This window comes from Butyricimonas muris (assembly GCF_046365375.1).
GTDB classification, from domain to species: Bacteria; Bacteroidota; Bacteroidia; order Bacteroidales; family Marinifilaceae; genus Butyricimonas; species Butyricimonas muris.
Map to the genome: position 1 here is coordinate 230,627 of NZ_JBKEIT010000007.1, position 26,139 is coordinate 256,765.

16 protein-coding genes are annotated in these 26,139 nt (G+C 42.0%); 13 read left to right on the forward strand and 3 right to left on the reverse strand.

The genetic code is table 11. From position 1 onward, the window contains the following. Nucleotides 1–14: 14 nt before the first annotated feature. The 7 genes from ACK8P8_RS13325 to ACK8P8_RS13355 all read left to right on the forward strand — a co-directional run bounded on the left by ACK8P8_RS13325 (nt 15) and on the right by ACK8P8_RS13355 (nt 11,978). Complete coding sequence (locus tag ACK8P8_RS13325; protein WP_303181671.1) at nt 15–1,187, forward strand: FecR family protein; 1,173 nt, start codon at nt 15–17, stop codon at nt 1,185–1,187. A gap of 96 nt (nt 1,188–1,283) precedes the next feature. Beyond that, entirely contained in the window at nt 1,284–4,745 is a 3,462-nt protein-coding gene (locus ACK8P8_RS13330) for a SusC/RagA family TonB-linked outer membrane protein (RefSeq protein WP_369859721.1), read from the forward strand. Nucleotides 4,746–4,762: 17 nt separating this feature from the next. After that, nucleotides 4,763–6,289 (forward strand): RagB/SusD family nutrient uptake outer membrane protein, encoded by a 1,527-nt coding sequence (locus ACK8P8_RS13335; protein WP_227215788.1) that lies wholly within the window; start codon nt 4,763–4,765, stop codon nt 6,287–6,289. A 15-nt stretch (nt 6,290–6,304) separates the two neighbouring features. Continuing rightward, nucleotides 6,305–7,009 carry a DUF4843 domain-containing protein gene (locus tag ACK8P8_RS13340; RefSeq protein ID WP_099291024.1) on the forward strand — a complete coding sequence of 235 codons (705 nt, stop codon included), beginning with the start codon at nt 6,305–6,307 and terminating at the stop codon, nt 7,007–7,009. A 16-nt stretch (nt 7,010–7,025) separates the two neighbouring features. Next, nucleotides 7,026–8,669, forward strand: a complete 1,644-nt coding sequence (locus ACK8P8_RS13345; protein ID WP_186974628.1) for a PKD-like family lipoprotein — start codon at nt 7,026–7,028, stop codon at nt 8,667–8,669. Between the two features lie 50 nt (nt 8,670–8,719). Continuing rightward, nucleotides 8,720–9,646 (forward strand): ABC transporter ATP-binding protein, encoded by a 927-nt coding sequence (locus tag ACK8P8_RS13350; RefSeq protein WP_099291022.1) that lies wholly within the window; start codon nt 8,720–8,722, stop codon nt 9,644–9,646. Nucleotides 9,647–9,656: 10 nt separating this feature from the next. Further along, on the forward strand, nt 9,657–11,978 hold the full coding sequence (locus ACK8P8_RS13355) for a Gldg family protein (protein ID WP_410025972.1): 2,322 nt from the start codon (nt 9,657–9,659) through the stop codon (nt 11,976–11,978). A gap of 75 nt (nt 11,979–12,053) precedes the next feature. Here ACK8P8_RS13355 and ACK8P8_RS13360 read toward each other — a convergent pair whose 3' ends face one another. The 3 genes from ACK8P8_RS13360 to dprA all read right to left on the reverse strand — a co-directional run bounded on the left by ACK8P8_RS13360 (nt 12,054) and on the right by dprA (nt 16,214). Beyond that, entirely contained in the window at nt 12,054–13,451 is a 1,398-nt protein-coding gene (locus ACK8P8_RS13360) for an MATE family efflux transporter (RefSeq protein ID WP_369859723.1), read from the reverse strand. 125 nt (nt 13,452–13,576) lie between these two features. Continuing rightward, the gene (gene gdhA / locus ACK8P8_RS13365) at nt 13,577–14,911 is read right to left on the reverse strand and encodes an NADP-specific glutamate dehydrogenase (RefSeq protein WP_186974625.1); all 1,335 of its coding nucleotides are present in this window, start codon (nt 14,909–14,911) and stop codon (nt 13,577–13,579) included. 190 nt (nt 14,912–15,101) lie between these two features. Next, nucleotides 15,102–16,214: a DNA-processing protein DprA gene (dprA, locus tag ACK8P8_RS13370; protein ID WP_369859724.1), complete on the reverse strand. Its 1,113-nt coding sequence runs from the start codon at nt 16,212–16,214 to the stop codon at nt 15,102–15,104. A gap of 125 nt (nt 16,215–16,339) precedes the next feature. Between dprA and aroB the strand changes: the two genes are divergently transcribed. From aroB to ACK8P8_RS13400, 6 genes are all read left to right on the forward strand, one after another. Continuing rightward, complete coding sequence (gene aroB / locus ACK8P8_RS13375; RefSeq protein ID WP_410025974.1) at nt 16,340–17,371, forward strand: 3-dehydroquinate synthase; 1,032 nt, start codon at nt 16,340–16,342, stop codon at nt 17,369–17,371. Nucleotides 17,372–17,373: 2 nt separating this feature from the next. Next, a complete protein-coding gene (locus ACK8P8_RS13380) occupies nt 17,374–18,579 on the forward strand; it encodes a 3-phosphoshikimate 1-carboxyvinyltransferase (protein WP_410025975.1) in 1,206 nt (401 codons plus the stop codon). A 147-nt stretch (nt 18,580–18,726) separates the two neighbouring features. After that, on the forward strand, nt 18,727–19,308 hold the full coding sequence (locus ACK8P8_RS13385; protein ID WP_410025976.1) for an RNA polymerase sigma factor: 582 nt from the start codon (nt 18,727–18,729) through the stop codon (nt 19,306–19,308). 455 nt (nt 19,309–19,763) lie between these two features. Then, on the forward strand, nt 19,764–20,915 hold the full coding sequence (locus tag ACK8P8_RS13390; RefSeq protein WP_410025977.1) for a PDDEXK nuclease domain-containing protein: 1,152 nt from the start codon (nt 19,764–19,766) through the stop codon (nt 20,913–20,915). A gap of 448 nt (nt 20,916–21,363) precedes the next feature. Next, nucleotides 21,364–22,521 carry a FecR family protein gene (locus ACK8P8_RS13395; RefSeq protein WP_410025978.1) on the forward strand — a complete coding sequence of 386 codons (1,158 nt, stop codon included), beginning with the start codon at nt 21,364–21,366 and terminating at the stop codon, nt 22,519–22,521. Between the two features lie 100 nt (nt 22,522–22,621). Next, a complete protein-coding gene (locus tag ACK8P8_RS13400) occupies nt 22,622–26,137 on the forward strand; it encodes a SusC/RagA family TonB-linked outer membrane protein (protein ID WP_410025979.1) in 3,516 nt (1,171 codons plus the stop codon). The last annotated feature ends 2 nt before the right edge of the window (nt 26,138–26,139 follow it).

Sequence of the window (26,139 nt, forward strand, 5' to 3'; positions counted from 1 at the left end):
AATTAATAGACGTCATGTACACGAGTGAAGGAAATATTATTCAATTAATTCGGAATTGTTTATTGGGTGTGCTTTCTTCGGAAGACCGACATAAGTTGGATGTATGGTTGGAGGAGGAGCGGGAAAATCAGCTACTTTTTGAGAAAATCAAGAAGGAATTGAGTTTGGGGTCGGAAATGGCTGTGTTTAATAAGTTGAATGACGAAGAAGCATGGTTGCAGTTCAAAGAATTGAGAAAACGTAAGAGTAAGCTACGGACAATAAGGCGGATGTTGTGGTATGCTGCCGTAATAATGCCTTTGACTTTGGGTGTTTTATGGTTTTGGGATGTAAATTTTCACGAAGAGAGAGAATCGGCTTCTGGCATGGAGAGCGTGATTCAGCCGGGTGTTTCTAAGGCAACTTTGATCGCGGCTAATGGAGAGGTGTATGAGTTGAGAAAGGAGGTGGAGCAGGAAGAGATAAAAATGGGAGACGGGCTTGTAGTGAAACGTGAAGAAGGGAATTTGATTTATGATTCAACGATGATAGTGGAAGAGAGGACAATGATAAACACGTTAAAAATTCCCCGGGGAGGAGAATTTAAAATTACTCTTTCTGACGGGACAAGAGTGTACTTGAATTCTGCGACCGATTTGAGGTATCCGATGGTGTTCGATCAAAAAGAACGAAAAGTTTATCTTTCAGGAGAGGCTTATTTTGAAGTAAGCAAGGACGAGAGCAGACCTTTTTATGTCGTGGCGGATGACGTGGTGATTCGGGTGTACGGGACAGAGTTTAACGTGAATACGCATTTGGAACGGGGAGTACAAGCCGTGTTGTTGAGCGGAAAGGTGGGAATCTGCGATAAACGGCATGGAGATGAAATAATCATGAAACCGGGAGAGTTAGCTTGCGGAAACAGAAAGGACGGGGAGATTACATTGAGGAAAGTTGATGTACGTCAATATGTGGCTTGGAAAGACGGGTATTTTGCTTTCGAGAACGAAACATTGGAGCAAATTATGAGTACGCTGTCTTTATGGTATAACGTGGATGTTTTTTTCCAAGCCGAATCTGTAAAAAAAATGATTTTTACCGGCTATATGAAACGATATAGCGAGATAGACGAGATTTTGAGAGCAATCACGGATGTCGTGGGAGTGCAATTTTCTATAAATGACCGAACGATTGTTGTATCGAAATAAAAACGGAAGGTGTTGAAGGCCTCCCGTTGATTCTACCCCATAGGCCCTTGTTGGAGTTGGGCTTTGGGAATGTTGAACTGTTTAATTTACAAATGTATGAAAAAAAATCGATTATGCTATCGATTGAGTCGAGAGCATGTGAAAAAAAAATGGATGATTATGAGATTGTGTTTCTTGTTAATTTGCGGTTTTACCTTTTCTCTTTCCGCTAATTCCTTGGCACAACAGGAAAGAGTAACGTTAAATCTGAAGAATGTTACGGTAAAAGTATTGCTGGATGAAATTCAGAGACAAACCAAACTGTGTTTTATCTTTAATCCGCTACAGACGGATCAATTGGGGAAATTATCGTTACAAGTAAAGAATGAAACGGTAGAGGAAGTTTTAAGACGTGTTTTGAAAGATACGGATTTAACTTTCAAGTTTCGTGATGAGCTTATAATAATCACGAGGAAGGGGGAAAAAGATGACGAGAAGAAAGAGAAAACAATTGTAGCTCAGGGAATAGTGAAGGATACGAAAGGGATTCCTTTGCCGGGAGTAACGGTGATGATTAAAGGAACCTCGCTAGGTGTTGTTACTGATGTCAAGGGGGCATTTAAAATAGCATTGCCTCAAGATACTGTAACCCTCGTTTTTACTTTCGTGGGAATGAAAACCCAAAGTGTGAAGCTGAAAGCCGGCGAAGAGCGCAAAGATTTGAATATCGTGATGAAGGATGATGAGCAGAAGATCGATGAGGTGGTGGTTACCGGATACATGAATATCAAGAAGTCCAGTTTCACGGGGAGCGCTACTCACGTGAAAAAAGAGGATATCATGAAAGTGGGGGCTTCAAACGTGATTGATATTTTGCAGGTGTTCGATCCTTCTTTGCGTGTGATGAGGAATAACGATATGGGGTCGGACCCCAATACGTTGCCGGAATTTTATGTACGAGGTCGTTCAGGAATTTCTAATGTAAGAGAGTTGGATGCGTTGGAAGCGGAAGATGTGTCAAAGTATGCTTTAACCAATAATCCGAATACGCCGATTTTTATATTGGATGGTTTCGAGGTTTCCGTGCAGAAGATTTATGACATGGATCTTAACCGTATTAAGGATATCACAATTCTAAAAGATGCTGCTGCCACGGCTATGTACGGTTCCCGCGCTTCTAACGGAGTGATTGTGATCGAAACGGTGGCTCCAAAACCGGGCGAATTGACAGTGAATTACAATGGTAATTTAGAGATTACGGCTCCTGATTTGAGCAGTTATAACTTGATGAATGCTAAAGATAAATTAGCGGCAGAAGTTGCTGCCGGTTTATTTGAACCGGAAAATGCAATTTCTTATGAAAGTAGTTGGGATAGTTGGTGGAGAAGTGCTTACAGTGCTTATATCAAAAAGTTGAATTACGTGTTACAAGGAAAGGATACCTATTGGTTGTCACAACCATTGCAGACGCAGTTTAATCATAAACACAGTGTGTACGTGGAGGGAGGGGCTGAGAATATTCGTTTTGGAGTGGAGTTGCGTTACGATAATCAAAACGGTGTTATGAAGGAATCTTATCGCGATCGTATTGGTGCCGGATTGACATTGGATTATCGTTGGAAGGGTTTGCAAGTGAAAAATCAAGTGAACTACAACGTGATGAAGAACGAGAATTCTCCTTATGGTTCTTTTTCCGATTATTCCCGTAAACAACCTTATGCTTATTGGTTGAATGACGATGGTTCATGGGTGGAATTGATTTCTAACGGGGCAACTTCTGTTAAGAATCCGTTATATGAAGCCAAGCAGGGAAATTTCAGCAAGAACGGATATAAGGAGTGGACGAATAATTTGTCTGTCAATTGGTTCTTTAATGAACATTGGATGGTTAAAGCCCAAGTGGCGGTTACTTTAAATGACGCTTGGACGGAAAATTTTACATCTCCAACTTCGGGTACTTATACTGAACGGGGGCAGTTATTCAGTAAGGGTGAATTGATAAAAACCGAAACGAAAACTAATAGTTGGGACGGGAATGCATTTCTTTCTTACAATCGTTCGATAGGAATACATAATATAAACTTCTCTGCCGGTATAAATATTAAATCAACGAGTACGAAGTATATTTATTCTCATTATCGTGGTTTTCCGGATGCGGACCATCATTCCGAGGCATACGCTTACGAGATCGTGAAGAAGCCTACGATGTCGGATAATGAAACGCGTTTGTTAGGAGGATTTGCGATTTTGAACTATAGTTTGAATGATATCTATTTGTTTGATGCTTCTTATCGTTTTGACGGTTCTTCCGAGTTCGGTACAGATCGTAAATATGCTCCTTTCTGGTCATTGGGAGCGGGATTGAACATTCACAATTATCAGTATATGCAAAAGTACGGCTGGTTGAATAATCTGAAAGTTTCTGCCAGCGTAGGAGAAACCGGTAAATCAAATTTCCAGCCTTATGTAGCTCGTAATACGTTGAACGCGATGTTGGATGACTGGTATCCAACCGGAATCGGAGCTTCTTTGGTGGCGATGGGAAATGAAAACCTGACGTGGGAAAAATTGTTGACGTGGAATTTCCGTGCGGATATCGGGTTGTTCAATCGGGTGATGATAAAGTTTGATTATTATATCAAGAATACGAAAGATTTGGTGACAGAAGTTTCTTTGCCGCTTTCTTCCGGGTTCTCGGTCTACACGGATAACATTGGGGAAGTCGAGAACAAGGGATTCGAGGTAGATGTGAATTGGCGCGTGTATTCTACGAAGGATTGGGATGTTTCTCTTTTCGGAAACTTGGCGCATAACAAGAATAGATTGAAATCTATTTCCGAAACATTGAAACGATATAATGAGCGGATTGATGAATTTTATGCCGGGTACAAAGAGATCGCGGAAGGTTCGAAAATGCAAACGATCATGAGTACCATAAAGAAAAACGAACCGTATATGAAGCCTTATATGAAGTATGAGGAGGGAAATTCGCTGACGGCAATCTATGGAATGAAATCTATCGGTATAAACCCGGCGGACGGACAGGAAATCTACGTGAAACGTGATGGAACTTTGACTTATGATTGGTCTTCTGCCGAACAGCAGAAAGTGGGGGATTCGGAGCCTTGGGCTCAAGGTGCTTTCGGTGTTAATTTGCGTTGGCGAAATTTCACTATGTACACGACGTTCCTGTATGAATGGGGTGGAGATGCTTATAATAGTACTTTGATCAGTAACGTGGAGAATGTGGATTTGAACGCTTATAACGCTGATTACCGGGTGGTGTTGGATAGATGGCAGGAGCCGGGTGATGTGAGTCCGTTAAAGGCGTTGAAGGATCGGTATAATGTGACTCGTCCGACATCTCGTTTCGTGCAGAAAAATAATTTCGTGAACTTCAATTCCTTGTCTTTGAGTTATGACTTTAATCGCGAGTTAATCCGTCGTGTGGGACTGAGTACATTGAAATTGCAATTTAACATGAAGGATATCGACACGTGGTCGACCATCAAGCAAGAGATGGGGTTGTCTTATCCGTTTGCCCGGACGTTTACATTTACGTTGAATGCTAGTTTCTAACTAAAACAAAGAGAGAAATGAAAAAGTTAATATATCTGTTATTATTATTGCCTCTAGGTTTCTTCAATTCGTGTGATGAGTTCCTGGATGTATCTTCCAAGCAGGAGATGCTGCAAGATGAAACTTTTGAATCGCAAAATGGTGTTCATATGTACGTGAACGGGGTTTATCGTTTGTTGTCTGAAACTTCATTATATGGACGGGAATTAACATGGGGGGTAGCGAGTGTGTTGGGAAATAATTACAATTCTACCTCTTCAAGTAATTTGGGTACGAACTATTATAATGTTTCTAAATACACGTGGGAGTATTCGGGGGTACAAACAATTATGACTAATATTTGGGCTAAAGGATACAATGTGATTGCTAATTGTAACAATATTATTCAAGAGATTTCCAAGAAAGACACTTCCTTTTTCGAATTTGGAAGTATGGAGAAGAATATGATTTTAGGTGAGATGTATGGCATTCGTGCCATGATGCATTTTGATTTGTTACGTTTGTTTGCTCCTGCTCCGGTGACGAACCCGACAGGGTTAGCAATGCCTTACGTGACCACTTATCCGGATCATCAGCCTGAACACAAGAGTGTGAATGATGTGCTTGCAAGTATTATTGCCGATATGGAGAAAGCAAAAGGGATTTTGGCCCCGGTGGATACTATTTTTTGTTTGAGTTGGAACCAAAGTACTTCCGGACGGATCTACCAGTCGAGCACGTATTCATCCGCTCCGCCTAATGATTTTGTAAGTTATCGGGGAATGCGGATGAATTATATGGCGGCTACGGGATTGTTGGCACGTATGTATCTTTATAAAGGGGATTATGACAAGGCTTATGAACGTGCGCTGGAAGCATTGGAATTTGTTAATGCCGGGTGGTATCGTTGGACAAGCAGTAGCTATCAATATTCATCTAATGCAGCCAGCCAATATCCTAAACGTTTTGACGAGTTATTACTTTGTTTTTCCAATAACAATAGCTATGATAACTGGGAAGCTTATACGACGGGTTCTTATGCCAACTGTTTTGTGATGAATGCTAATTACTTGGCATCTTTGTTTAAGGGAGATGAGGATGATTATCGTTTGCGTGGCATGTATGGAACAAACGGTGTGACCGGTCGGTACAACAATAATAAGCGTTGGTTGGTATGGGAACGCCCGCAATCCACTTCATCTTCGGTGTCTGCCTCTGTGAGTGATCAAGGTCCGCTATTGCCGTTATTGCGTTTTTCTGAATTGTATCACATTCAATTGGAATGTATGTTGCTGCACCGTAATGAACGACGTGAAGCCATTGAATTGCTGAATACCATGCGTGCAAAGCGAGGGTGTAAGTTGAATATTGAACAAGAGACGACAAAAGAGGTATTGCTTGAAATCTTGTATAACGATATTATTCGAGAAACCTTGACAGAAGGGCAAACCTTTTTTATGTTCAAACGATTGAATCGGGATATTTATAACGGAGCTACTAATATAGAGATGAAATCTGAAAATTGGTATGCACCGCTTCCTGATGGCGAAACTTCATATTTATAATAAAATAAAAGTGTTATGAGAAAGTATTTGATTTATATTTTATTTTTATCGTTTTCGTGGAGCGTGAGCGGGTGTTCCGAAGATGATATTAAGTTATATAGCGACAAGGATTATATCCTGTTCACGAAATATATTCAAGATTCCACCAGTTTCTCTTTTCTTGCTTATCCTAACGTGGAACAAGCAGAGTATAAGTTGGAAGTGAAGTTGATAGGACTTCCCTCAGACAAGGATCGGGAATACAAGATTTCCGTGATGAAGGATTATACTGATACTCCGGATGGTACTTATATATTACCGGAAAAGTTTGTGATGGAAGCCGGTCAAGTGGTGGATACTTGTGTGATTGTTTTTAAAAAGACACCGGAACTCTCTAGCGTAGCCCGTCGTTTGACGTTGTGTCTGGAAGAAACTGAAGATTTTGCTTTAGGGCAAGCAGATCGTTTAGTGGCAATTATCAACGTGTCGAATATTATATTTAAACCGGATTGGTGGAACTCTACCGTGGTAAAAACTTGGTTGGGTGAGTATTCTGATATGAAGTACGAGTTATTTATCAAGATAAATGACGGAAAAGTAAACGTGAATGTTAATGATGCCAACGAGATTCGAACCTGTACACTGAAACTGAAAAACTACTTGAAGCAGATGGCGGAGAATGATCAGACCGTGTACGAGAAGGATGGTACCGAGATGAAGGTCGCTTATATCGGAGGTTAATTTTAAATAGGAAGATATGAAAAAGATAACGAAGTATATGCTATTATGTCTGATCGTCTTCGCGTTCGGGGCATGTTATGAAGATAAGGGTCATTATGATCATATTTATTCGAACATTGAAAAACTTAATTATTATTCGAAACAGAATGTGTCTACGGTGACGTTGGGAGATACGGTAAAAATTTTCCCCACGATTACATGGGTGAATCCGGAAGTTGATACATTAGCTTATGATTATTTTTATGTTTTTAGTGGAGATACAATTTGTAGAGAACGGAATCTGATAATTGTTCCCGATGAAGTTGGTTCTTTCACCGGTTACTTGATAGCGCAAGAACGTGCCACGAAACTGATGACAATGGTGAGCGTGAGTTATACCGTGAATTCACGTTTCAAGACCGGTTGGTTGATCTTGTCTGAAAAGGAGGGAAGGACGGCTTTGTCAATGCTTATTCAAACCCGGAATTATTATAATCTGGATGAAGGAGATGAGGGGTACGTGGATTACGAGGATGGTGATATCACGGAAAGTGGAGAGGTGTATGGCGGAGGGTATTTGTGTTCTTGGGAAGATGGTATCGATCTTTATCAAGAATTGCACCCGGATAGTCCGTTGGGTAGTAAACCGGTTTCCGTGGATATGGGTTGGGTCGGTTACAGTAATAATTACGCTGAGATCGTGGTAATCCAAGAGAATGGTGATAATTGGGTGTTGAATGCAAATGATTTTTCTAAATATTATGCTTTTAATGAAGATTTCGGTTCCGGGGTTGCCAGAGCCTTTGAACCGGTTCAGTTTATCGATGCGCTGACTTCTCACTATATGGTCGGGAAAGACGGATCTATTTATTGGAGAAAAATCAATGCATCAACAATGGATTCAAGACAATGCCGTTGGGAGAATCTGCTTTATTTCGGTAATAATGGGAAAATCACGAAAATATTTGATACATGGATCTATAAATTGGGAGCGATGCTGGTATATGATGAAACAAATAAAGCTATTATACCGGTTACTACGGTTGCACAAGCTAATGAATCTGCAGCGGCTCGTCTTTTGGATGTAACTTATGGAGAAACGATACCGGATGGCTTTGTACTACTGGGGAATACCGGCGAGTATACTCCGGTTTATGTGGCTAGTATAGGATCATCCAGTGATTACAATTCATCGACACTATTTATGCTATTGAAAAAGGGGGACAAGCTTTATTCACAACAGTGCTATGCTTACGTGGATGATTATTCCGGTGTTTTTAAGATTTCTAAAATGCAGGCACCCGTAGAATTCCCGGCTGATGGTAAAGTGAATGAAAATTCAATTTACATGAAATGTAAATACGATAGTGATTATATGTTTGTGGCAGAAGGTAGCAGGTTGTATTTCTATGAAATGAGTATTCCGGAACGAGGTTTGAGATTGTTCAAGGATTTTGGTTCTAGGATTACAAGTGTTACTGAAAATCCGGCGAGTTGGATGATAGGTGTGGCGTTGGAAAATGGAGAGTTCCACTTGTTGGGTACGTACGATCGTTTCTTTACAGGAGAAGGTTTGGGAGAGCAAGCGACTTATCACGTGACAAAAGGTTTGGGTAAAATTACGGATGTCGTTTGGAAACCTAGTAGTTATGTCGGTTGGGCTTTCGGTTACAATTACTAGTATTTGGAAAATGTATTGTGTGTGAAATTTAAATATGTGAATTAAGATTTATGGAAAAACCAATTGTAAAAATTGAAAATGTTTCTCATCGGTATAGTGTACAATGGGCAATACGGGATATTAATTTTGAAATACCTACCCGGGGAATTTATGGATTGCTGGGTTCAAACGGTGCGGGGAAGTCAACATTGATGAATATTCTTTGTGGCGTGTTGAGACAAACTGAAGGAGATATTTTTATAAAGGGAATAAATACAAAAGAAAATTCCGTTGCGGCGAAGCGTTTGATGGGTTTTTTACCCCAGAAACCTCCTTTGCATATGGACTTGACGATAGAGGAGTTCCTTTATCATTGCGCGGGAATTCGACTTATGCCTGATAGCGAGATTCCGGGAGCGGTGGAAAATGCTTTAACTGAGTGTGGGATATTGCATTTCCGGAATCGCTTGATTCGTAATCTTTCGGGTGGTTACCAACAACGGGTGGGTATCGCTCAAGCAATTATTCATAGTCCCGAGTTGGTTGTATTTGATGAACCTACAAATGGTTTGGATCCGAATCAAATTCTTGAAATCCGCAATCTGATAAAAAAGATTGCGGAGAACAGAACTGTAATTCTTTCAACCCATATGCTTACCGAAGTGCAAGCGATATGTAATCATATTCTTATGGTGGAAGAAGGTCATATGGTGTTCTCGGGTAGTGTGGATGAGTTTGACAATTACATTACCCCGAACACCGTATTCGTATCTTTACTTGATGCTCCGGCCCCGGAAGTGTTGATTGAAGTTCCCGGGGTAACAAGAGTGGAAGAGTTGGGGGGAACGAAGTTCCGGTTGATAGCCTCGGACGTGAATGATGTTATCGAACAAATGGTGGAATATAGTTATAAAAATGCTTGGCGCTTGAACGAGATACGCGTAGAGAAAAGTTCGCTTAATGCCATTTTTGCAGAATTGTCTAAAAAATCAAAGTAAAGGAAGAAATATGAAAGCTATAAAAAGAATTGCCCTGACGGAATTGCAGACTATGTTTTATTCACCTATAGCATGGTTCATCTTGATTATTTTCACGTTTCAGGCCAGCATGACGTTTGTGAATGCGTTTGAGGGGTATGTCGTTTCTCAAGAATTGGGACGTTACGTTTATAATGTGACCATGGGGACTTTTACCAGTCCTTGGCGTGGGGGATTGTTTCCCGAAATTCAAGGGTATTTATACTTGTATATACCTTTATTGACCATGGGTATCATGAGTCGGGAGTTGAGTAGTGGATCAATCAAGTTGCTTTACTCGTCACCAGTGACGAATTTTCAGATTGTTATCGGGAAATTTATTTCAATAATGATTTATGCGCTTGTGATGATTGCGGTACTTGGTCTGTTCGTTATTTATGGTGTATGTTTCGTGCATGAATTTGATTTACCTCCGGTATTGGCAGGGTTGCTAGGGCTTTACCTGTTGATTTGCGCGTATGGAGCTATCGGGTTTTTCATGTCATCCTTGACCTCTTATCAGGTGGTTGCAGCGATGGGTACCTTTGCGGTATTTGCCGTGTTGAATTACGTGGGTGGTATGTGGCAGGATATCGCTTTTGTGCGGGATATCACGTATTGGTTGTCAATTCGAGGGCGTTCAGGTGAATTTATCAACGGTTTGCTTTGTAGCGAAGATGTAATTTACTTTTTGGTTGTTGTCGTTTTGTTTCTGACTTTTACTGTAATCAGGTTGACCGTGATACGTAAGAAAAAAAGTTGGTTCGTTAGTACTTCTTGGTACTTTTCGGCGATATTGATTGCTGTGTCGATTGGGTATTTGAGTTCTCGACCTACATTCATGTGTTATTATGATGCTACGCGGACTAAAGTAAATACCTTGACTCCGAATAGTCAGGAAATCGTGTCCAAGATGAAAGGGAATTTGACAATTACCACTTATGCCAACGTGTTGGATGAAGATCGATTTTTGTGGTATGGCTTCCCGAAAAGTGAGTTGAGCGATATCAAACGTTTCAAGCAATATACTCGTTTTAAGCCGGATATCAAGATGAAATATGTCCGTTATTATGCCAAAGGAAATAACGAGAAGGAGTTGAATAAGCGTTATCCTACTTTGAATGATCGCGAGAGGATGGTGAAAATCACCCAGAATTATGGTGTAGACTCTTCTATTTATCTTGATGTGAATGAAGTGAGCAAATTGGAAGATTTGTCGGGTGAAAATTATCGTTTCGTGCGAGTATTGGAAAGAGAGAATGGGCAGAAGGCATTTTTGCGTATTTATGATGATATGTATGTGTTCCCGTTCGAGACGGAAATTACCGCGGCTTTTAAACGATTGGTGATGGATTTGCCGCAAGTGGGATTCGTGGAAGGACACGGAGAACGTGATTGTATCAAACAAGGCGATAGAGATTATAATCGTTTTGCACAAGATAAGCCTTTCCGCTATTCTTTGATTAATCAAGGTTTTGATTTCAGACAAGTTACTTTGGACGAAGAAATTCCTGAAGATATCAATATTTTGGTTATCGCGGATGTGAGGGAGGTTTTGCCGGAAGCACATCGGAAGAATTTGGATGCTTATATTGCCCGGGGAGGGAATCTTTTGATAGCGGGAGAACCTAAGCGTCAGGAGTACATGAATCCTCTTGTGGAGCAATTCGGGGTTCGTTTTATGCCGGGACGTTTGGTGAGTCCAAGTGAGAATTTTCAGTCGGATTTTATCATGTCCAAGGTAACAAAAGAGGCTGCCGAGTTTTCTTACCAACTAAAAGACATGTATAGATATGAATACGTGGCAACGATGCCTTCTACCGTGGGCTTGGATTTATCCGGAATACCGAATAGCGGTTTCAAGGTAACAGTATTGTTAGTTACTGATTCACTGAAAACCGTTTGGAATGAGGTTGAGAGTACGGACTTTGTAGACGAAATACCTGTGATGAATCCGGATAAGGGGGAGGTTGAATTGAATCAGGTTCCAACGATGGTTGCTCTTTCTCGCGCCATGGGGAACAAGGAGCAGAAGATTATTATCTTGGGAGATGCGGATTGCTTGAGTAACGGAGAGATCAGTATTTCTCGTAATGGGGTAGAAGCATCCAATTATTCTTTAATTACTTCCTCATTCTTTTGGATGTCAGATGGAGAAGTGCCTATTGATATTCGTCGTCCGAAACTCCCGGATAATAAAGTCTATGTTACCAAAGGAGGAATGACTGTAACAAAGATTTTGTTTATGGGAGTAATTCCATTGGTTTTGATCTTATTTGCGATCTTGATATGGATTAGAAGAAGAGGACGTTAATGTTTGAAAAGTGATAAAAAGGCTACCTTATTCTCTGGAGAATGGGAATAAAGGTAGCCTTTGTATCTCTGATACTCAATTATTGCCATTTAGCAAATTGTATGCTTTTTCGGGAATAAACAACTTCTTTTGTATGATACGATAAGCAACGCATACGGCTACACCCGTGACGAGCCACGAGATGGGATAGATAATCATTAGGGCTTCGAAGGTGGGAAACAGAGGACAGATGACGTACACCCAGAATAAACGCAACACGCAGGTGCCGAATACCGTGAGTATGGCGGGTAGCATGGAATACCCCAGTCCCCGGAGGGCCGCACCTGCTATCTCGTAGGAACAGGCGAGGCTTTGGGTTAGCAATACGATTTCCATGCGAAGGGTGGCAAATCGGAATACTTCGGGACTGGAGGTGAAGATTCCGATAGCGAGTTCTTTTTGCCAGACAAAGAAGCCGTTCAGGAGGGCGCAGGAGGTAACGCTTAGTAACATGGTTTGGCGGAATACTTTCTTGCAGCGTTCGATTTGTCTGGCCCCGTAGTTTTGACTGATGAAGGTGACGGTAGCTTGGCTGAATGCGCTGACCACGAAGTAGCAGTAATATTCATAGGTGAGGGCTGCGGCAGAGCCGGCGATGGCATTTGAACCGAAGCGGTTGATGGCGGCTTGGATGAAGATATTGGCAATGGAGAATACCATGCCCTGTACCCCCGCGGGGACGCCAATCCGGAGCATTTTTCGTAATTCGGGACGGGATATTTTGATGTGTTTGCTTTCCAGACGGAAAGGCTCTTTCTCGTGTAAAAGGATGTAGATGATCATGCCGGCGCAAAACATATTGGATACGACTGTGCCTATGGCAACCCCTGCGACACTCATTTTGAAGACGATGACTAATAATAAATTTAATGCCGTGTTGATGAGTCCGGCAATGATAAGACAATAGAGAGGGCGTTTCGTGTCGCCCATACTGCGAAGAATGGCAGCGCCGAAGTTGTAGATCATGAAGAAGGGCATCCCTAGAAAGTAGATACGGAGGTATAGGACGGCTAGGTCGATTACATCGTCGGGGGTGTCCATCATTTCCAGAATAGGTCGGGCGATGAGCAATCCGACCGCGAGTAATAGTACGCCACTTGCTAGCGTGACCACGGAAACGGTATGTATGGCATTTTTGATACCGCGTTGATTTTTTTGTCCGATATAGTTCGCGATAACGACACTTGCCCCAACGGATATCCCGACAAACAGGTTTATCATCAGGCTGATAACCGAGGCGTTGCTTCCCACTGCTGCAAGAGCCTGACTGCTGGCAAACTTCCCGACAACAGCTACATCCACCGAGTTGAACAATTGTTGCAGGATACTACTTGCTGCCAATGGCAGTGCAAACAATAGAATTTTGTTCAGCAAGCTGCCGTGCAACATATCCATACGAACAGTTCCTTGTGGTGATTTATCTTGAGCGCGCATGATGAAAATCTTCCTAAATTTTTTACGGCACAAAGGTACAGGAAACTATTCATATCGTTGATTTCTGGTAATAAAAAATCCGCTCCGAATTTGGAGCGGATTCTTTATATAGACTTACTGTATTATTAGCAGTGTCCTTGAGCGCACATAGCCTCGGCAACTTTGATGAAGCCACCGATGTTAGCACCCTTAACATAGTCGATCTTGTTTCCGTTCTTACCGAACTTAACGCAAGTATCGTGGATGTCTTTCATGATTTGAGACAATTTAGCGTCTACTTCTTCAGCAGTCCAGCTATATCTCATTGAGTTTTGGCTCATTTCAAGACCGGAAACAGCAACACCACCAGCGTTAGCTGCCTTACCGGGAGCGAACGTGATGTGCTCGTTAGCGTATCTAACAGCTTCCGCGGTACATCCCATGTTAGAAGTCTCAACGATCATTTGGCAACCGTTAGCAACCAATTTCTTGGCATCGTCTTCGTTCAACTCGTTTTGGATAGCGCAAGGGAACGCGAGGTCGCATTTTACTTCCCACGGTTTTGCTTTCGGGAAGAATTTAGCACCGAATTTCTCAGCGTAAGGAGCTACAACGTCGTTGTTGCTAGCGCGCAATTCCAACATATAGTCTACACCCTCTTGAGTTAAACCTTTCTCGTCATAGATGTATCCGTCAGGACCAGAGATAGTCACAACTTTAGCACCTAATTGAACTAATTTTTGAGCGGCACCCCAAGCCACGTTACCGAAACCGGAAAGGGCAACTACTTTACCGGCGATCTTCTCACCTTTTTCTGCCAACATGTGTTGTGCGAAATAAACGGTACCGTAACCGGTAGCTTCCGGACGTACTCTTGAACCACCGAATTCGCGGTTCTTTCCGGTTAATACTCCAACGAACTCGTTGCGGATTCTCTTGTATTGTCCGAACAAGAAACCGATTTCACGAGCGCCTACACCGATATCACCAGCAGGTACGTCAGTGTCAGGACCGATGTGTTTGCAAAGTTCAGTCATGAAGCTTTGGCAGAAACGCATAACTTCATTATCAGATTTTCCTTTCGGGTTGAAGTCAGAACCTCCTTTACCACCACCCATGGGAAGAGTAGTCAAAGAGTTTTTGAAAGTTTGCTCGAATCCTAAGAATTTCAATCCGCCAAGGGTTACTGACGGGTGGAAACGTAAACCTCCCTTGTACGGTCCGATAGCACTATTGAATTGTACTCTGTAACCGCGGTTGATTTGTACTTCACCTTTGTCATCAATCCAGGGCACTCTGAACATGATAACTCTTTCAGGTTCTACCATTTTCTCAAGGATCTTGTTAGCCTTGTATTTCGGGTTTGCCTGATAGGTATCCCAAACAGTTTCGATTACTTCTTCAACTGCTTGGTGGAATTCAGTTTCACCCACAGTTCTAGCCTTTAAGGCATCCATGAATTCTTTAATCTCTGCTTTCATTTGAATATTGTTTAAGTAAAAACTTTAAAAAAACATCTTTTAATTTGAATTGTGAAATTCGGTTCAAAGGTATGCTTTTGTTTATGATTCCAAAAATTTTTCGCACTATTTTTTGGTACCCGCAAACGTTATAATAGTTTAAAATTAAAATCATTTATCGTCCCGTGCTATGAATCTGTAACAAAACGGGTTAAATAAGTGAATAACATTTACCGGGAAGCCGGGTGACTATACCCTCTAATTCCAGTTTCAAAAGCAAGACGGCCAGATCGTGGACGGGTATCCGGGTGAGTTGATGAAGCTGGTCGATGTTTTGTTCTCCCGCTTCGGTCAAAGTTTGTCTGATAAGGTCTTCGTCGCTTGATTCGGGGAACAAATCGAGTGATGTTTGATAAGGTGCTGTCGGGAGCGGTTCCCAATTCAACGCTTTCAATATGTCGGAGACGTTTTCCACGAGGGCAGCGATATTTTGTTTGATCAGCATATTGCATCCCGTGTAGTTCGTGTCTTCCGGGCGACCGGGGAAGGCGAGGGCATCCCGGCTGTACGATAATGCCTGTCGCGCGGTGGACATAGCACCCCCTTTCACGGGAGATTCCGCCACGAGTATCGCTTCGCTCATACCTGCCACGATGCGATTCCGTTGGAGGAAATTCGTGGGATGTATCGGTGCACAGGTCGGAAATTCGGAAAGTAGTGTTCCGCCTTGTTCCAGAATTTTGTCCGCTATATTTTTGTGGGGTGCCGGGTAGATCATGTGTAGCCCGTGACCGAGCACGGCTTGTGCCCTAAGCCCGTGTCGGAGGCAGGCGGAATGCGCGGCAATGTCAATACCGTAAGCCAGCCCGCTGATGACATTGGGACGGAATCCCATGTCAGCCAATTGCTGGAGGATATTTTCCACGCGGGCTTTGCCCAAATCGGTGGCTTTGCGAGTACCCACGATAGCGATATTCTTGGCTTCGTCGGGTTCCAGCGTACCTTTATAGAAAAGCACCAGCGGGGCATCGGCGCAATGTTTCAGCAGGCGGGGGTAATTCGTGTCTTCTATTCCGCAGAGCTGAATACGGTGTTTCTCCATGTTCTTTAGTTCCTCTTCTGCCTGTTGCAGCCACAGGGAACGCTCCGGTTGAATGTTTGTCAGGTTGTTCTCTTTGAAAAGCAACTCTATATTTTTGTCACTCTCTTGAAAGAAACCGGTAATGCCGCCACATTGTTGGAATAGGGGAGAATATAAAGCATTGTTTAATCTGGGAGCAATTGTGATTGCCACCCGGTTCAGGGTAGAATTGTCATTGTTCATGCGCCGATCAGTTTTAATGAATTTGACCAAAGTTATTTTTTTATGGCGAGAAAAACAATTAATTTTAAATTTTAATTCCCCGTATCGGTTGAAATAGTGTAATTTTGTGCAGAAATATGGGACAAATGGAGCGTATTATATTTACAACGGATTCGAGTCTTGTCCTCGCCGAGTTGTTACAAGGTGTCAGGCATGATCAATTATTTGTCGTGGCGGATAAGCACACGGTCGGTTTTTGTGATAAGTTACTGGAGAAAGTGAATTGGATGCCGTTGAACGTGGCGGTAGTCGATTGCGGTGAAGAAAACAAGTCACTGGTGAGTGTTGCCCGTGTCTGGTCTATGTTGAGCAAGCGGGGAGCTCGTCGTTCTTCTATATTATTATGCGTGGGCGGGGGTATGGTGACGGATATGGGTGGTTTCGCCGCTTCGACGTTCAAGCGGGGAATGCGTTGTATCTATGTGCCCACGACTTTGCTGGCACAAGTGGATGCTTCATTAGGAGGGAAAACCGGGTTCAATCTTGACGGGTTGAAAAACGAGATCGGTACATTCAGCGAGCCGGAACGAGTGGTTATTGATGTTTCGTTATTACAGACGTTACCCGTTCGGGAACGGGTATCCGGTTATGCCGAGATGCTGAAACACGGGCTGTTGTCTGGCATGGAGTATCTGGAGCGGTTATTGGCTTGTGACACGAACGTGCCCGAGCGTGAAGAATTTCTTGAGTTAATTAAAAAATCCGTGTCCGTGAAGAATGATATCGTGACTCAGGATCCGAATGAGAAAGGGATACGTAAAGCCTTGAATTTCGGACACACGATTGGGCATGCCATCGAGAGTTGTTCCATGATGCGGCGGGAAAATATGTTACACGGGGAAGCTATCGCGTTGGGAATAATAGCCGAGTTGTATCTTTCCGTGCGCGAGAAAGGTTTCCCGGGCGAAGTGTATCGCCGGGTGCGGGAATTTATCAAGAGATATTATCCAACTTACCCGGTTATGGAGCACGCGGATACATTGTATGAATTGATGTTGCATGACAAGAAAAACGATCGTAAAGGTGTGAATTTTACACTTCTGGAAGATGTCGGGCAGTTTTCTATCAATAATTACTGCACGAAAGAACAGATTACGGAAGCATTAAACCAGATATAAGCATGGATAACGTTATCGCTTGGGAAGGGAAAGAAATAAAAGGTACGGTAATTTTACCGGCATCCAAGAGTGTGTCCAACCGGGCTCTCGTGTTGAGTGCGTTGGCGGACGGGGTGTTGCCTGAAAATCTGTCCGATAGCGATGATACCCTTGTGTTGATGGAAGCCTTGTCCCGAACGGGCGGACTCGTGGATGTCGGTCATGCGGGAACTGCCATGCGCTTTTTGGCAGCTTATTTCGCCTCGCGTGACGGGGTATGGGAATTAACCGGTTCGGGGCGAATGAAGCAGCGACCGATAAAAGTGTTGGTAGAGGCTTTGCGGGAACTGGGGGCAAGTATTGAATATTTGGGGAGAGAGGGTTTTCCGCCTTTATGGATTGGGAATGCCGTGTTGAGGGGGAAAGAGATTTGCTTGGATGCCTCGGTCAGTAGCCAGTATATTTCAGCGTTGATGATGATCGCTCCTTTGGTGGAAGGGGGACTCGTGATTGATTTGAAAGGGAAAGTCGTTTCTGCGGATTATATTCACATGACGGCGGAAATGATGCGTCGCTTCGGGGCAGAGGTGTGTATCGCGGGGAATCGGGTAGTCATTCCCGGGGGAAAATATATGCCTGCTGCTTTCCGGGTAAGTGCCGATTGGAGCGCGGCGTCTTTTTTTTACGAGTTGCTGGTTGTCGCGGGAGAGGGGGAACTCTTTCTTCCGGGGTTGGAGTATGATAACTTGCAAGGTGATGCGCGTCAAGTCGAGTTATGGCAACAGTTAGGGGTACACACGGAAAGGGTAACCGGGGGGATTCGTTTATCTACCCATGATGCGCGAGTGCCCCGTTTCGAGGCGGATTTGTCAGGAATGCCCGATACGGCTCTTCCTCTGATTGTAGCTTGTTGTTTATCGGGTATCCCGTTCCATTTGCGGGGTATAGAAACCTTATATATAAAGGAGTGTGACCGGGTGGATGCCGTTACGCGGGAGTTAAGTAAATTGGGATATAAATTGCAGGTGCCGATACACGGGAAATTGTGCTGGGATAAGGTGCGTAATGCGTTGATTTCATTAGATATAGATACGTATCAAGACCACCGTATGGCAATGGCATTTGCTCCTGCCGGGTTGAAGTATCCCGGGCTAACCATTCGGGATGCCGGGGTGGTCACCAAATCGTTCCCCGGTTTTTGGGAACAGTTTAATAATTTAGTGATTTAGAGATTTCCGGTTTACACGGGACGAGGTTTGTGTGCGGTGTACTCGTGGTAGCAATGTTAATTTGATAATAAATTGCGGGAAATATTTTTATCGAATCGAAAATAGGAATATTTTTGCTGACCGTGGATACAAGAAAAACGTGATATTTTGGATGAACAGATATTGATAGAGCGATTAAGACGAAATGACCGGAGTGCCTATTCTGAATTGTTTGATGGGTATTTCGATAAGTTGTTTACGTTCGCTTTGAATATGGTTTTCCGGAAAGATGTGGCTAATGATATCGTGCAGGAAGTGTTTATCACGATTTACGAGAAATCGGTTTTTTCCAATTACAGGGGCTCGTTGAAAGCGTATCTCTACACGAGCGTGCGGAACCGATGCTACAATTACCTGCGGGATGCCAAGGTCGAAGACCGGAATATGGCATTGTACGCGGAGGCGGCAGTGTATTCCGATAATGTTGACACGATCGACGAGGAAGAGGTGCTGGAGAAGATCCGGCAAGTGATGGATGAATTGCCGGACAGGTGTCGGGAAGTGTGTCTTTTGCGGTTTGTGCATGGCTATAAATACAGTGATATCGCGGAGCAATTGTCTATGAATGAAAATACGGTGAAGGTACAATTGCACCGGGGAATGGAGAAAATAAAAGAAAGTTTCTCGAATTACGATTTCATCCTGCTCCTTTTCGTGATGAGTCAATCGTGCTTGCTTTTACAGGCTTAACAGCCATTTTCATGCGGGAATGACCTCGATTGTTTTACCGTTCATTTCCAACACTTGTTCTGTATCCCGCGTGATAATCAATAGTTTTTCGGCTATAACTGTTTTCAGTATATTTTTATTCTATATGCAAAATAAAAAATAGTCATTTTTGTTTTGTATATAGAATAATATTGTTCTAATTCAAAGTGGATGGGAGTAATTGACTAACATACAAAATGTTTCGATTGTTTTACTTTTGAAACGTAATTAAAAGAGGTATGGAAATCTACATGCGAGTCTGTATTTAGGAATTTTCTTAAAAATTTTAATGTATAAAATATCCCAAATCCAGAATATGATTTACTATATTTATGCGATAATTGAAAAGCCTCCTGTAATATTGAATTGTGTAACGTCTATTTTAGATAGCAAAGAGATGTTTCGGATGTGAGCGGTAAAAATTAATCCATGAGGATATGGAAGAAAATCATAAATTAGAAACAGTTTATAATGCGGCAGTACAAATTATAAAGACAGCTATACTTCGTAGTCAATATCAGGCCGCTAAGTTGGTAAACAAAGAACAGTTGGGACTTTATTGGGGGATCGGGAAATATGTATCACTTAATTCTCGTGATAAATTTTGGGGAACAGGAGCTATTGAAGCTATTAGCCAACGATTGCAAAAGGAATTACCGGGGTTGCGTGGATTTTCTGCCCAACATATACGGAAAATGAGGCAATTTTATGAGGAATGGAGTTCTGTCTTAAAATGCTCGCCACTGGCGAGTAAATTTGCAAATCTTGAAGATAAAATATTAAATCCCATTGAAATAGATAGTAATACTCTACTGATGATAGATTGCTCGCCACTGGCGAGCAATCTAAACATGGAGGAATTCTTTAGTATCAGTTTCACGCACCACATGGAGATTATTCATAAAACGAGTACTATAGAGGAACGTGCTTTTTATATTCATCAAACAGTGGTTAACTGTTGGAATAAATATACATTACGTGTTCATCTCGAAGCGAATGATTATCGGCATCAAGGGGCGATGCCAAACAATTTTGTAAACACGATACCCGATGTTCAACAATCTGTGAAAGCGATCAGTATGTTTAAAGATGAATATTTACTCGACTTTATCAACGTGGAAAATTTGGATGAAAGGGATAAAGAAGATATTGATGAAAGAATAGTTGAAAATGCTATCGTGCAGAATATAAAAAAATTTATAATGACCTTTGGACAAGACTTTAGTTTTATTGGAAATCAATATCACATAGAAGTTTGCGGTCATGATGTATTTATTGATTTGTTATTTTTTAATAGAGAGCTCAATTCACTTGTTGCGCTGGAGTTAAAGTACTCGGAATTTCGTCCCATACATTTAGGACAATTGCATTTATATTTGCAGGCTTTAGATGACTATGTGCGAAAACCTCATGAGAATCCGTCTATTGGCATAATTCTTTGTAAGGGTGTTGATCGTAATTTTGTCGAGTATGCTGTTCGTGATTTTAACAAACCATTGGGAGTTGCAACCTACAAGACTGCTAATGATATGCCGGATGAATTAAGAAAAGCTTTGCCGGATATGGATGAATTGAAGAAGTTGTTGTAAGCATAATAAGAATAAAGATAGGACAGGGAAGGGGAAAAATAGAACTAAAGGTATCCGGTTCATAATTTGCCCCGGGAAACTCCCGGGTAAGGATTGCTTACTAGGCAACTTTTCTACCATTGAGTGGCGGTAGATAGCCTTTTGAGTGACTTTTGGGCGGGTTCGCCTACTCATCGCCTGATGTTCGCCCACAGTTCGCCCACGTTTTAACAGAAAAGTATCTTATTTAATACTGTCGAGGGTATTGTCGATTGAATCTACAGGTACCTTTGCGCCAGATAATCGGTGTGAAATGGTTTATGATGATGTTGGCATTTGTGGTAAATTGATTTTTAGCTTATTATTCTGATGTGTTATTTTTTTTGCCTAAGGAGTAAAAAAAAATCATTTTTCGTGTAAACATTTTCGGGTGTTCCGTGTTTTAGGTGTGAATTTGAGTGAGATTAAGATGAAAATAGATTGGTTATTGATAAAGCGGAGTTTGACTTCTTCATTGAATGAAGAGGAGGAGAAGGCTTTGCGGGTGTGGTTGGACGAGTCAGAAAAGCATCGTGCCGTGTACGAGGATATGAAGCGTTTCGTTGCCATTCGCGAGGGATACCGTTTGGAAAAAGATACGAGGGAGGATTTTAAAAAGGATTTTGAAGCCAGACTGAATACTGCTTATCGTAAACGAGTGCACCGGATGTGGATAAAGGTTGCGGGATACGCAGCAATGTTGGTGTTACCTTTGACGATAGTTTTGTTCTTCTTTTGGGAACAAAAGCCCGCTGTTGACGCGGAGGATTACGGGATCGGACAGATCGTGCATGGGACGAGAAAGGCGACATTGGTGTTGAATGACGGTAAGGTGGTGGCATTGGATACTTCTCGTGTGTTGTTGGGACAGGAGGACGGAATGAGTATGCGCACGAGTGATCAGGCTTTGGTGTACGTGGATTCCTTGCAAAAAGACCGGGAAGTGGAAGTTCAGAATCGGTTGATTACACCGAAGGGGGGCGAGTACACTTTGATGTTGTCGGACGGAACAAAAGTGTGGGTGAATGCAGCCACCGAGATTCGCTATCCCGTGAAATTTATCAAGGGGGAGCGTCGGGTACGTTTGGAGGGAGAGGCTTATTTCGAGGTGGCGAAAGATACGGGCAAGCCTTTTATCGTGGAGATTGACGGCATGGAGGTGAAGGTGTACGGTACGAAGTTCAATATCAATACCCGAAGGATGGATCGGATGCATACTACTTTGGTAGAAGGTTCAGTGTCCGTGAAGCCGAAAGGAAAACCGGAGGTGATGCTTGAACCGAGTCAACAGGCGGTGTTTAACAAGCTTTCCGGGCGGGTTGCCGTTCAGGAGGTGGATGTTATGCCTTACGTGGCGTGGCATCTTGGGAACTATTTTTTCGAAAACAAGAGTATAAGCGAAATCTTGGATGAGCTTGCCTTGTGGTATGATATAAATGTATTTTTTATGAATGACGAAGTGCGTAACGAGCGGTTTAGCGGTTATTTGCCCCGCTACGGGGAGATCGAGAAGTTGTTGGGTTTGATAGAGAAAACCTCTCATGTTCATTTCGAAATTAAAGGTAAAGTGATAGTAGTGCGTAAATAAAAGAATCCGGACAAGCGCCACTTATCCGGAGTGAAATAAATGTGGGCAAGCAAATGCGACAATGATTGCCCGAGTAGTTTTTAATTTCAAAATCAAATGTATGAAAAAAAAACAAAGTTTTTACTATTTCTATGGTAAAAAGAAAAATGGTCTATTACGAATCATGAAATTATTAGTTATTTTATTGACAATGACCTGCATGACAATTTCCGCTAACACCTTCTCGCAACAACAGAGGGTGACGCTGGAAATGAAGAATGTTGGTGCGATGGAGCTTTTTAAAGAGATTCAGAAGAAAACGAATCTGTATTTCGTGTATAATGATGCAGATCTGGTTTCTTTCAGTAACATTACCGTTTCGGCAAACGACGAGGAGTTGGATGTTTTATTGAAACGGGTATTTTCCGGGTTGAACTTCTTGTACGAGGGAAACGTGATCATCGTGAAGCCGGCTGTTGCGAAAGACGACGAGAAAAAAGAGGTAAAGAAGTTCATCGTGAAAGGTAAGGTGATTGACGAGAAAAAACAACCCCTGCCGGGAGTTACTATACGTTTGGATAGCACTACCGTGGGGTGTGCCACGGATGCAAAAGGGGAGTTCACGCTTTCTTTACCAGTGGAATCCGGACAGTTGATTTTTACTTTTGTTGGTTTTAAGCAAGAAAAGAAAAAGTTTAAGGCGGGAGATGAGTTGATTATTACCATGAAAGAGGAAGCATCGGATTTGGATGAGGTAACTGTGATCGCTTATGGAGAGCGGAATAAGAAGGAATTGATCAGTTCCGTGTCTTCAATAAAAGCTAAGGATTTGGAAGAGGTACCTTCAGCTAGTTTGGAGAATCTGTTGCAAGGGCATATGGCGGGAGTGGAAGTGAATAACGTGTCCGGAGCCCCCGGTGGAGGAGGTACTCGTGTTGCAATTCGCGGTTATAATACATTGATGGTTGATGGAATCAGTGAGAATACTCCGTTATATGTTGTAGACGGTGTGCCTATTCAATCATTCACTTCCCCGTTAACCGGAACGAATACATTGGCTGAAATCGATCCGATGACGATAGAATCCGTTGAAGTTTTGAAAGATGCTGCTTCTGCTGCCATTTATGGTTCACGTGCAAGTAATGGAGTGATTTTGATTACGACAAAGCACGGTAAAATGGGTCAAGCAACCTTTCAGGCAAATGCTTCTTATTCATGGACTTATCTGCCGGAGACTCCCATGCAAATACAAGGAAACGGGGAACGTAAATGGTGGTTATATGCCGCACGGAATATGGCAGTAGGAATGACTGACCGTGTGACGAATAATGTTACTTGGCCGACTTCCCCGGAAGAAGCTTTTAGAACGAGCGGGCAATACGATTATTTTTGGAGAAATGGAGTGGTTAGTGATTATAATAAGATTCCTTTAGAGCGTTTGTTGCAAGATAGTTTGAATCCTTTCTATAATAACTCAACAAACTGGTGGAAATACGTGTTCCATACAGGTAAAACTTTGAATGCTAATATTCAGGCATCCGGAGGAACGGAACGTGTTAAATATATGGTTGGTGCCGGTTGGTATAACGAGGAAGGTATTAATGTCGGTTCTGAATTTTCACGCGCCAATTTGATTTCAAATTTGAATTTGACCCCTCGGAAAAATTTGAGTTTGGATATGCGTTTATCTCTATCATATTCGGATATGAGTATGGCTTCTGGGGGGTTAGGAGCGAGAAATATTTCTTATATGACAGTTAATCCCAAAGGAACGTCGACGTTATTCCCTAATAGTGGATCTGCTTACGAACAAATATTTACTACGATCAATGAAGTGTCTGAGAAGAAATATAATTTTAATATTCGAGCTAATACTCGGTTAGCGTATAAAATTATTGAAGGTTTAGATGTTTCGGCTTCACTTGCAGTGGATTATTCTCAATCACAGCTTAATCGTTTTGAACCCAGTTCTTTGGATGCAAGTTACGGGTTGAGTAAGTCATACGGTCAAATGTCCGGTTCCGTGTTAATGCAGACAGAAGAATTGTTACATTACAATTTCAGTTTAAAAGAACGGCATAATTTTGATTGGCTTTTTGGTTTTTCTTACACGAGAGAAGCATCCAATGGTTTGAATGGTTCTGGTAAAGGAGCTCCTAGTGATTATATACATTATGTTGTGGATGGTATGCCGGATTTGAAAGATCTGAATGGGACTACAACTGCAATGAAATCATTTATTTCAAGTTTCAAGGAGAAAAAAATGGTTAGCCTTTTCGGGCGTTTGGCTTATAATTTTGATAGAAAGTATTTAATGGAGTTTACGCTTCGTCGGGATGGATCTTCTGTTTTCGGTAAAGATGTGCGTTGGGCGACTTTCCCGTCTATTGCAGTAGGATGGAATTTTTCAGATGAAGTATTTATGAAGAATTTTTGGTGGTTAAGCCACGGAAAAGTGCGTGCTTCGTGGGGACAGTCAGGACAAACTTTCTTGGATCCTTATTTAGCACAGGGTGCGATTGATGTCGGCAGTAATTTTTTGGGAGTGACAGGATTGGTGCCAGCCCAAATGGAAAATAGAAATCTGACATGGGAAAAATCCGATCAATATGATTTGGGATTGGACGTAGATTTGTTTGATTATCGAGTGAAAATGAAGTTGGATTATTATTATAAATACACGAAATCATTGTTGTGGCAGATAAATCTTCCCGGGACGGTTTATTTCCATTCAAAGATGTGGGATAATGCGTTGGAAATTTCAAATGAAGGTATAGAATTGGAAGCCCAATTTGATGTTTTGAGAGAAACCGAGGTTAAATGGCGTGCACGATTTAATATTTCCCGCAATTGGAATCGTTTGGAAAAAACTTACGCGGGTATGGATGTCGACAGTAAATATGTTATAGGGCGTTCTGCTAATGAGTTGCTGGTATACAAAAATTTAGGGTACGCTCAAAGTGATAGTGATATTCCTAAATATTGGGATCAACAAGGAAATTACAAGGCATTAGGTAGTGGTGGTATGGCGCAACCAACCCGTTTAGGGATGAATGTGATCGCTGATTTGAACGGAGATGGGAATATTACTGATGAGGATAGATATTTCGCCGGTTCGACTTTGCCATTGGCTCATGGTGGTATCGCGAGTGAAATTAAATGGAAAGGATTTGATTTGAATATTTTATTCAACTATTCTTTGGGACGAAAGATGATTAATATGTTCAGAAAAGCATCTTTGAACTTTAATCCTATGAATATTGGTTCGGCTGTGTTCGAGGATTATCGTAACGTGACCTTCTGGCAACAGCCGGGGGATAATTCCGATTATCCTATTATTTCTGCAATTAATTATTATCATCAAGGACAGTTTGATGGGTTGTTAGATTCTAATATTGAAAAGGTGAATTTTCTTCGGTTGAAACAATTGACTTTAGGTTATAATCTTCCTTCTGCATGGGCCAAGAAGTTGTATTTGCAAGGATTAAGAGTGTTTTTCACGGGAGAGAATCTTTTCTTGTGGACGAATTATTCAGGATTAGACCCGGAAAATGTTGATCCGATGCAAGGTTTGGATCAAATGGAGAATTATCCGTCAGCAACGAAATTAACATTGGGATTAACGCTTAAATTTTAATT

What these genes read in the sequence shown, in the direction of transcription:
- ACK8P8_RS13345 (WP_186974628.1), top strand. Translation starts at nt 7,026, where the DNA reads ATGAAAAAGATAACGAAGTATATGCTATTATGTCTGATCGTCTTCGCG.
- gdhA (WP_186974625.1), bottom strand. Translation starts at nt 14,911, where the DNA reads ATGAAAGCAGAGATTAAAGAATTCATGGATGCCTTAAAGGCTAGAACT.
- ACK8P8_RS13395 (WP_410025978.1), top strand. Translation starts at nt 21,364, where the DNA reads ATGAAAATAGATTGGTTATTGATAAAGCGGAGTTTGACTTCTTCATTG.
- ACK8P8_RS13380 (WP_410025975.1), top strand. Translation starts at nt 17,374, where the DNA reads ATGGATAACGTTATCGCTTGGGAAGGGAAAGAAATAAAAGGTACGGTA.
- ACK8P8_RS13340 (WP_099291024.1), top strand. Translation starts at nt 6,305, where the DNA reads ATGAGAAAGTATTTGATTTATATTTTATTTTTATCGTTTTCGTGGAGC.
- ACK8P8_RS13325 (WP_303181671.1), top strand. Translation starts at nt 15, where the DNA reads ATGTACACGAGTGAAGGAAATATTATTCAATTAATTCGGAATTGTTTA.
- ACK8P8_RS13355 (WP_410025972.1), top strand. Translation starts at nt 9,657, where the DNA reads ATGAAAGCTATAAAAAGAATTGCCCTGACGGAATTGCAGACTATGTTT.
- dprA (WP_369859724.1), bottom strand. Translation starts at nt 16,214, where the DNA reads ATGAACAATGACAATTCTACCCTGAACCGGGTGGCAATCACAATTGCT.
- ACK8P8_RS13335 (WP_227215788.1), top strand. Translation starts at nt 4,763, where the DNA reads ATGAAAAAGTTAATATATCTGTTATTATTATTGCCTCTAGGTTTCTTC.
- ACK8P8_RS13330 (WP_369859721.1), top strand. Translation starts at nt 1,284, where the DNA reads ATGAAAAAAAATCGATTATGCTATCGATTGAGTCGAGAGCATGTGAAA.
- ACK8P8_RS13400 (WP_410025979.1), top strand. Translation starts at nt 22,622, where the DNA reads ATGAAAAAAAAACAAAGTTTTTACTATTTCTATGGTAAAAAGAAAAAT.
- aroB (WP_410025974.1), top strand. Translation starts at nt 16,340, where the DNA reads ATGGAGCGTATTATATTTACAACGGATTCGAGTCTTGTCCTCGCCGAG.
- ACK8P8_RS13390 (WP_410025977.1), top strand. Translation starts at nt 19,764, where the DNA reads ATGGAAGAAAATCATAAATTAGAAACAGTTTATAATGCGGCAGTACAA.
- ACK8P8_RS13350 (WP_099291022.1), top strand. Translation starts at nt 8,720, where the DNA reads ATGGAAAAACCAATTGTAAAAATTGAAAATGTTTCTCATCGGTATAGT.
- ACK8P8_RS13360 (WP_369859723.1), bottom strand. Translation starts at nt 13,451, where the DNA reads ATGCGCGCTCAAGATAAATCACCACAAGGAACTGTTCGTATGGATATG.